The sequence below is a fragment of the Streptomyces sp. NRRL S-495 genome (assembly GCF_000966955.1).
In the GTDB taxonomy this organism is placed as follows: domain Bacteria; phylum Actinomycetota; class Actinomycetes; order Streptomycetales; family Streptomycetaceae; genus Kitasatospora; species Kitasatospora purpeofusca.
Genome location: NZ_JZWY01000595.1, coordinates 1 through 7,160, shown reverse-complemented (window position 1 = coordinate 7,160; position 7,160 = coordinate 1). Strand labels below are relative to the sequence as shown.

Genomic DNA, 7,160 nt, shown 5'->3' with positions numbered 1-7,160 from the left:
CGGCGCGGGCGCCGTTCCAGTCACCGGTGCGGTACTTGGCGAGCACGGCGTCGACGTCGTTGCGGTGCTGCTCCAGCATGTAGCGCACGGCGAGGTAGCCCCAGCGGTAGGTGCGCTCGGTGTTGGTGTTCTCGTAGGTGGTGTCGAAGAGGGTGGAGAGCTTGTAGGTGTGCAGGCCCGCCGCGGTGATCGCCGCGTCGTAGTTGAGCTTGCGGTAGGAGTAGGAGACGTACTCGGCGAAGCCCTCGATCCACCAGATGGTGGGGGTGGTCACGCCGGAGTCGAAGTCGCCGTACATGTCGAAGCGGCCGTCGAGGTAGTGGGTGTACTCGTGGTTGAGGTTCCACACCTCGAACGCGGGCTTGGCGAAGGGCGCCTCGTAGGCGAGGAAGCGCGGCTGGTTGCCGGCCACGTTCGGCTTGCCCTCGAGGTACATGCCGCCGTTGTTGGTGTTGATGCCGTAGATGGAGGCGGCGAACACCTGGTAGTCGAAGGGGCTGTCGAAGACGACGACCTCGATGGTGGTGTTCCGGTCGTCCGCGACCGCGCCGTTGTCCTTGGCCACCGTGTGGAAGTAGGCGTCCTGGGAGGTGAGGCTGCGGCAGGCGGCGTTCAGGTTGTCGGAGGTCGCCTGCTGGGCGATGATCCGGATGCTCGACGAGCAGGTGAAGGTGGTGGCCAGGAGGCCGGAGCGCAGGCGCGCGGCCGCGTCGGTGGTTCCGTAGTAGGCGCTGTTGTCGGCATCGTACTCGGTGGCCATCTCCGCGACGGCGGCCCACTGGTAGGCCGTCCGTCCGCTCGGGGAGCTCTGCTCGGCCAGGCCCTTGAGCAGCGGGCGGACCTTGGGCTGCAGCGCGGTGTACTGGACGAAGCGGCCGAGTTCACGGGTCGCGTTGTAGGGCAGGTAGCCGAAGTCGGTGCCGTAGAGGGAGCCGTTGACGGCGGCGAAGTTGTAGAGGGTGTCGAGCAGCGACGGGTCGGCGGCGACGGCGGTCTGGAAGTTCGCCAGCTGGTGGCCGCGGAACAGCACGCTGAAGACGCTGTTGACCGCTCCGGCCATGCCCTTGACGCCGTTGTGGGTGGCGGGGTTGTAGTCGGTCAGGATCCGCTTGATCACCGGCAGGTAGCGGCTGTTCTCCTGCGCGCTGTCGATCAGGGTGACCGTCTCGCCGAGGATCGCGGCGTTGGCGGCGGTCAGGTCGCGCGAACGGGCGCTGTTGAAGAAGGAGTCCAGCGCACCGCGGATCGAACTCTGCAGGGCGGTGCCGTAGGTGCCGACGTCGGACGCGTGGTACCACTGCACGAAGTAGCCGGCCCGCAGGAAGAGCACCAACTGCGCGACCGAGGTGCTGTTGTCGCCCGGGTAGACCGACGCCGAGGAGCGCAGCGCGTCGGCGACGCTCACCATCTGGGCCTCGCGGAACGCCCAGTAGGCGTCGTTGCCGGTGAGGTTGAACAGCTGGTTGACGCAGTCGCTGGTGGCGGCCTTGACCTGCTGGACCAGGGCGTCACCGGTGCGCGAGGTGAAGTCCGAGACGTTGCAGGCGGCTTCGGCGGATCCGGCGGCCGAGGGCGCCGCGCTGCCGAGGGACTTCGCGGCTGTCCCGGAGGACGGGGTCCGGCCGGTGGTGCTGGTGTTCAGGCCGAGGGACTGGGCCGAAGCCACCGCGTCCAGCGGGGCGTTGAACGGTGCCCGGTTCCTGGCCGGGACGGACGTGCCCCGGTCGGCCTCCCCGGTGTACGGGGAGGTTCCGGCGGCGGGCTGCGGTGCCAGGGTGCCGGTGCCGGTGCTGCCCGGGGCCGTGGGGGCGGCCGTCGGGGCGGCGTGGCTGCCGGGGGCGAACACGGCGAGCACGGTGCACAGCGCCAGAACGAGGGTCAAAAGCCTTGCCAGTTGCGGCAGGCCGGGTATGCGGATGGGACTCAAGTGGGGGCCTCCGAGCTGTACCCGGGCGTCGTGGGGTCACGACCGGGCATGGGTGGGGACCGTCGAAGGGCAGGCCGCGGGGATCGGCACACCATCGGTGCGGTGAAGTGTGGCATGTACAATTGCATACTTCACATTGCCGTGGAAGACATGGAACGGAACCAAGTCCTCGACCTCCGGCGCACCGTGACACCGGCCCCCGGCCCGCCTCTCCGAGCGCCGCAGCTCCGCACCCGAAGGCATGTGTACGGCTTTCCCGAGCGCGACCGGCGGAACACGAAAAGTACTCGCCCCCCGTCCCAGCCCGTGGACGCACACCCTCCCTGCCACCCGGTCCGCACCCCACCGCCCGGCGGGCCGACAGGAGGAAACGGAACCAGAATGGGGAGAGGCCGCTGATTCCCCGGGCCACTGATTCCACCGGGAGCGGGAGGCACCCGTGAAGGACCTCGAGTTCACCCAGAAGCGCACCCTGTCGCGCGCCGAGGCCGCCGATCAGCTGGAGGCCCTCGCGGCCGCGCTCAGGCGCGGCGGCCAGGCCGAGCTGGAACTCGGACCGGGAAGGCTGACCCTGCGGATCCCCGACGAACTCTCCACCGAGATCGAGGTCGAGCTGGAGGACGGCAAGGTCGAGCTGGAGATCGAGCTGACCTGGCACACCGGATCCCCCGAGCACTGACACCCGCGGCCCACGCGTGGCGGCGTCCGGTGCCCGGGACGACGATGGGGCTTCGGGCATTCCCCTGCGATCGGAGTCCATGATGGCGACCCTGACGGTCTGGCGTTTTCCCACCGCGACCGGGGCCGACGAAGCTCTCGACACCCTGCAGAAGCTCCAGCGGCAGGAGCTGATCAAGGTCCAGGACGGCGCCGTGGTCAGTTGGCCGGACGGCGCCAGGAAGCCCAGGACCCGCCATCTGGGCGACATGGTCGGCATGGGAGCCGTGGGTGGCGCCTTCTGGGGCTTCATCCTCGGGCTGATCTTCTTCGTCCCCCTGCTCGGCGCGGCGCTGGGCGCGGCCGGGGGTGCGCTCGGGGGGCACCTCGCGCATGTCGGTATCGACGACGACTTCGTGCGACAGGTGCGGGAGAAGGTCACCCCGGGCACCTCGGCGCTGTTCGTGCTCAGCTCGGACGCCGTGGTCGACCGGGTGAGGGCGGAGTTCGACGGCCGGCACGCCGAGCTCCTGGAGACGAACCTCTCGGCCGAGGAGGAGGCCCGGCTGCGGGAGACGTTCACCGAGGGCGAGTGAGCGCCCCTGAGGCGGACGGGGGGCCGGCCGGAGCGGCCGGCCCCCCGTGGAGCGGCGTCAGTAGACCAGGATGTCCCAGTGGCTGCCCTCGTTGCAGTAGAGGTTGCCGGAGGCGGCCTTCCACTGCGGGTAGCCGTCGCCGCGCAGGCCGATGTAGGTGAAGCTGTTCTGGATGTAGCCGTCGATGCAGGAGCTGCGGGAGATGTCGACCTTGTAGCCGTTGTAGTGGCTGTAGGTGCCGGAGGCGTGGCCCACCTCGGTCCCGCCCGTGATGTTGATGGCGCAGCCGCTGGACTGCTTGAGGGTGATGATCGTGCTCACCGTGCCCGAGTTGATCTGCTCGAACGAGGTGCAGGTGGAGTTGGAGCGGGTGGTGCAGCCGCCGCTGGAGCTCCAGGTGATGCCGGCGCTCCGGAACTGACTGGCCGCCGTCGCCTGCGACAGCTTGGTGCCACTGGCGCCGGCCGTGGGCGCCGAGACGGCGAGGCCCGCCAGGGCCAGGGCGACGACGGTGGCTGCGGTGGCTGCGGTACGTGGCTTCATCGGCTTCATCGGCTTCTCCAGATGAGGGTGTGGTGGACCTCGGACTCGCCCGCGAATGCCGCACCAGGATGGCCCATTACCGGTCTATGCGAGTAGACGCCGGTTTGTGAATTTCGCGTGACGACCGGCCGTACGTCGTACCGTCCCGGTGCGGGCCACGGACAGGCGCGGGGCCCGGACAGGTGCGGGGCCCGGACAGGTGCGGGGCCCGGACGGGCGCGGGCCACGGACAGGTGAGGACCCCGCGGCGCGGATAATGGCCGGGTCGCGGGCCCGCCGGGTCGGCGGCGGCACCGGAACGACGGAGAGGCAGCGGACGGATGACCCTGGAGGAAGGCCGGCGGGTCCGGTTGGCGGAGGACCTCGGGATCGGCGAGGCCTTCGCCGGGGAGCCCGGGGCCGCGGTCGGGTTCCTCGCGCTCGGCGCCGGCATCGAGGGCACCGTCGAGCGGGTGGACGGGGAACTCCCGGAGAGCCACGAGGTCCGCGAGTACCAGCGCCTCAAGGCACTGTTCGAGGACTACGGGCACACCATGCCGACGGGCAGCCGGGAGCGGCTGGAGGCGGAGATCGCCGAGCTGGAACCGGAGTGGACCGCCCACCGCGAGCGGGGCAAGCGGGTGACGGTCCGGGTCCGGTGGGACAACGGCCTCGTCCTCGACGGAGCGCACCAGGACCTGCTCACGCTCCTGTGAGGCGGTCGGCCGGGGGTCAGCCCGCGAGCTGAGCCCGCAGGCGCTTCTTGTCCGGCTTGCCCGCGGAGGTGAGCGGGATCTCGGGCACCAGGTGCAGCGCCTCCGGCGCGTAGATCCGGCCCTTGCGGGTGGTGACGAAGACGCGGACCTCCTCCAGTTCCGGGTGCCGCCCGGGCGCGGGGACGACCACGGCGTGGACGTGCTCGGTCTGCTGCGCGTCGCGCACACCGAGGACGGCGCACTGGGCCACGGCCGGGTGGGTGAGCAGCAGTTCCTCCACCTCGGACGGGTAGACGTGGCCGCCGACCACGATGATCCGGTCCGTGCGCCGGTCGGCCAGGTAGAGGTAGCCGTCCCGGTCGAGGTGGCCGATGTCGCCGGTGTTCAGCCAGCCGTCGCGCAGCACCTCGGCGGTGAGCTCGGGGCGCTTCCAGTACCCCGCCATGAGGGAGTGCGAGCGGACGTGGATCTCGCCCTGCTCCCCGGCCGGCAGCCGGGAGCCGTCGGCGGAGCGGATCGCCACCTCGACGCCCGGGAGGGGGCAGCCGACGGAGAGCTGTCCGTCGGGCCCGGTCCGGTCGTGCTCCTCCGGGGCGAGGACGGCGATGTTCTGCGCCTCCGACATCCCGTAGCCGCTGGTCAGGATCGGCCCGAACACCTTGATGGAGCAGCGGCGGCAGGACCCAGAGGTCGGTGATGCGCTCGCGTTCGACGGCGGCCAGCACCTCGCCGGGGTCGAAGGAGCGCTGGAGGAACACCGATCCGCCGTGATGGAGCGTCAGATCGCTGAGCACTCCCGCGAGATGGGCGAGCGAGGTGGCGGCGAGGAAGCGGGGCGCCTTCCCGTCCGGGCCGAAGGGGACGTCGAACGCCCGGCGGTAGGGGCCGTGCAGGCTGAGAATGCCCTTGGGGATGCCGGTGGTGCCGCCGGTGTGGCGGATGCCCAGGTGGTCCTGCGGGCCGATCCGCACGGCCGGAGGTTCGGCCGGCCGGCGGGCGGAGGCCGCGATCGCGTCCTCGCCGACCGCGGCGGGGCCCGGGCCCAGGGCGAGCACCGTCGGCACCTCGACCAGGGCGGTCAACTCCGTTGCTTCCGCGTACCGTTCGGCGTCGACGAGGAGGACGGCGGTGTCGACACTGGCGACGATCCCGGCGAGGACGGCGGTGCTCATCCCGTCGTAGAGGTTGACCACCCGGGCGCCCGCGACGCCGACGGCGTAGCGGGCGGCGAGCGCCTCGGGGGTGTTGCCGGTGAGGAGGGCGACGGTGTCGCCCCGGGTGACGCCGCGGGCGACGAACGCCGCGGGCGACGAGCTCGTGGGCCAGGCGGTAGGCGGTGGCGGCGAACTCGCCGGCGGTGAGGGTGGCGCCGTCGGCGGTGGTGACGGCCGGCCGATCGGGATCCCGGGCGAGGGACCGCAGGACGAGGGCGGGTGCGCTGATGAACTCCGCGTCGCTCATGGCCACTTCTTCCTGGTAGGCAGCAACCATGGGCCCAGGCTAGCCGGGTGCCGGGCGGCACGCCGGAGCGACGCTCGGTCGGTTCCCGGGAGCGCGGCGCACCGTACAGTCCTCTCGACAGTCCTCTCGAGCGGACGCGGCCGGGCGGTCGCCCGGACCGGGGTGTCGGAAGGCGTCGATGCCGGGCCGCGGCAGGAACGAACGACCAGAGACGAAGGGCCTGAACGCCATATGCGACAGCGCAGTCTGCGGGACCTCCAGGTGTCGGCCATCGGCCTCGGCTGCATGGGGATGTCCGCCTTCTACGGCACGGCCGACCAGGACGAGGGCATCGCGACCGTCCGGCGCGCGCTGGACCTCGGCATCACCTTCCTCGACACGGCGCAGGTCTACGGACCGCTCACCAACGAGTCCCTGGTCGGCGAGGCCGTCCGGGGGCACCGTGACGAGTACGTGATCGCCACCAAGTTCAACTACCGTATGGACAGCGCCGTTCCGGGCGACATGTCGACCGTGGGCCGCCAGGACGGCTCGGCCGAGCACGTCCGCAGTTCCGTCCACGGCTCACTCGCGCGGCTCGGGACCGACCGCATCGACCTGTACTACCAGCACCGGGTCGACCCGACCGTGCCCATCGAGGAGACCGTCGGCGCGCTCGGCGAACTCGTCGCCGAGGGAAAGGTGCGCCACATCGGGCTGAGCGAGGCGAGCGCCGAGACCATCCGCCGCGCCCACGCCGTCCACCCGGTCACCGCCGTCCAGAGCGAGTACTCGCTCTGGACCCGGGACGTGGAAGCCGAGGTGCTCCCCACCTGCCGGGAGCTCGGAATCGGCTTCGTGCCGTACTCCCCGCTCGGCCGCGGCTTCCTCGCGGGCCGCTTCAGCTCCCCGGACGAGCTCGACAAGGACGACTTCCGCCGCACCAACCCGCGCTTCGCCGAGGCCAACCTGGCGGCCAACCTCCGGCTCGCCGACAAGGTGAAGGAGATCGCCGCGGAGAAGGAGGTCACCCCGGCCCAACTGGCGATCGCCTGGGTACTGGCCCGCGGCGAGGACCTCGTGCCGATCCCGGGCACCAAGCGCCGCACCTACCTGGAGCAGAACGCGGGCGCGGTCGATGTCGAACTGACCGCCGAGGACCTGGCCCGCATCGAGGCCGAGCTGCCCTCGGTCGAGGGCGAGCGCTACGACGAGGACGGGATGCGCACGGTGAACCGCTGACCGGCCGCCGCCGACCGGTCCGGTGCCGCACAGCGGCGGGGGCCTTCCGGCGGGCGAACG

7 protein-coding genes and 1 pseudogene are annotated in these 7,160 nt (G+C 71.3%); 4 read left to right on the top strand and 4 right to left on the bottom strand.

Annotated elements, in window-relative coordinates:
• Positions 1-1,882: collagenase (locus VR45_RS28350; RefSeq protein ID WP_052709442.1), on the bottom strand; the 1,882-nt coding region annotated here is incomplete at its 3' end.
• 484 nt (positions 1,883-2,366) lie between these two features.
• Here VR45_RS28350 and VR45_RS28345 point away from each other — a divergent pair.
• Positions 2,367-2,606, top strand: coding sequence for an amphi-Trp domain-containing protein (locus VR45_RS28345; protein ID WP_045942700.1), 240 nt, complete (start codon positions 2,367-2,369; stop codon positions 2,604-2,606).
• Between the two features lie 79 nt (positions 2,607-2,685).
• Positions 2,686-3,180 (top strand): DUF1269 domain-containing protein, encoded by a 495-nt coding sequence (locus VR45_RS28340; RefSeq protein WP_234326258.1) that lies wholly within the window; start codon positions 2,686-2,688, stop codon positions 3,178-3,180.
• Positions 3,181-3,237: 57 nt separating this feature from the next.
• On the opposite strand, the gene VR45_RS28335 is transcribed toward VR45_RS28340, so the two are convergent.
• Positions 3,238-3,723 carry a hypothetical protein gene (locus VR45_RS28335; RefSeq protein ID WP_107084295.1) on the bottom strand — a complete coding sequence of 162 codons (486 nt, stop codon included), beginning with the start codon at positions 3,721-3,723 and terminating at the stop codon, positions 3,238-3,240.
• Positions 3,724-4,043: 320 nt separating this feature from the next.
• Here VR45_RS28335 and VR45_RS28330 point away from each other — a divergent pair, with 320 nt between their 5' ends.
• Entirely contained in the window at positions 4,044-4,418 is a 375-nt protein-coding gene (locus tag VR45_RS28330; protein WP_045942697.1) for a hypothetical protein, read from the top strand.
• Positions 4,419-4,434: 16 nt separating this feature from the next.
• Here VR45_RS28330 and VR45_RS50690 read toward each other — a convergent pair whose 3' ends face one another.
• Positions 4,435-4,863 (bottom strand): hypothetical protein, encoded by a 429-nt coding sequence (locus VR45_RS50690; RefSeq protein ID WP_353612724.1) that lies wholly within the window; start codon positions 4,861-4,863, stop codon positions 4,435-4,437.
• Positions 4,864-4,908: 45 nt separating this feature from the next.
• Positions 4,909-5,815, bottom strand: a pseudogene (locus VR45_RS28325) (AMP-binding protein); the annotation flags it as partial.
• A 295-nt stretch (positions 5,816-6,110) separates the two neighbouring features.
• On the opposite strand from VR45_RS28325, the gene VR45_RS28320 reads away from it, so the two are divergent.
• A complete protein-coding gene (locus VR45_RS28320; RefSeq protein ID WP_045942696.1) occupies positions 6,111-7,100 on the top strand; it encodes an aldo/keto reductase in 990 nt (329 codons plus the stop codon).
• Positions 7,101-7,160 lie beyond the last annotated feature (60 nt).

Bases quoted from the DNA above. Each gene is read 5' to 3' on its own strand.
- VR45_RS28340 (WP_234326258.1), top strand. From the start codon at position 2,686: ATGATGGCGACCCTGACGGTCTGGCGTTTTCCCACCGCGACCGGGGCC.
- VR45_RS28330 (WP_045942697.1), top strand. From the start codon at position 4,044: ATGACCCTGGAGGAAGGCCGGCGGGTCCGGTTGGCGGAGGACCTCGGG.
- VR45_RS50690 (WP_353612724.1), bottom strand. From the start codon at position 4,863: ATGGCGGGGTACTGGAAGCGCCCCGAGCTCACCGCCGAGGTGCTGCGC.
- VR45_RS28320 (WP_045942696.1), top strand. From the start codon at position 6,111: ATGCGACAGCGCAGTCTGCGGGACCTCCAGGTGTCGGCCATCGGCCTC.
- VR45_RS28335 (WP_107084295.1), bottom strand. From the start codon at position 3,723: ATGAAGCCACGTACCGCAGCCACCGCAGCCACCGTCGTCGCCCTGGCC.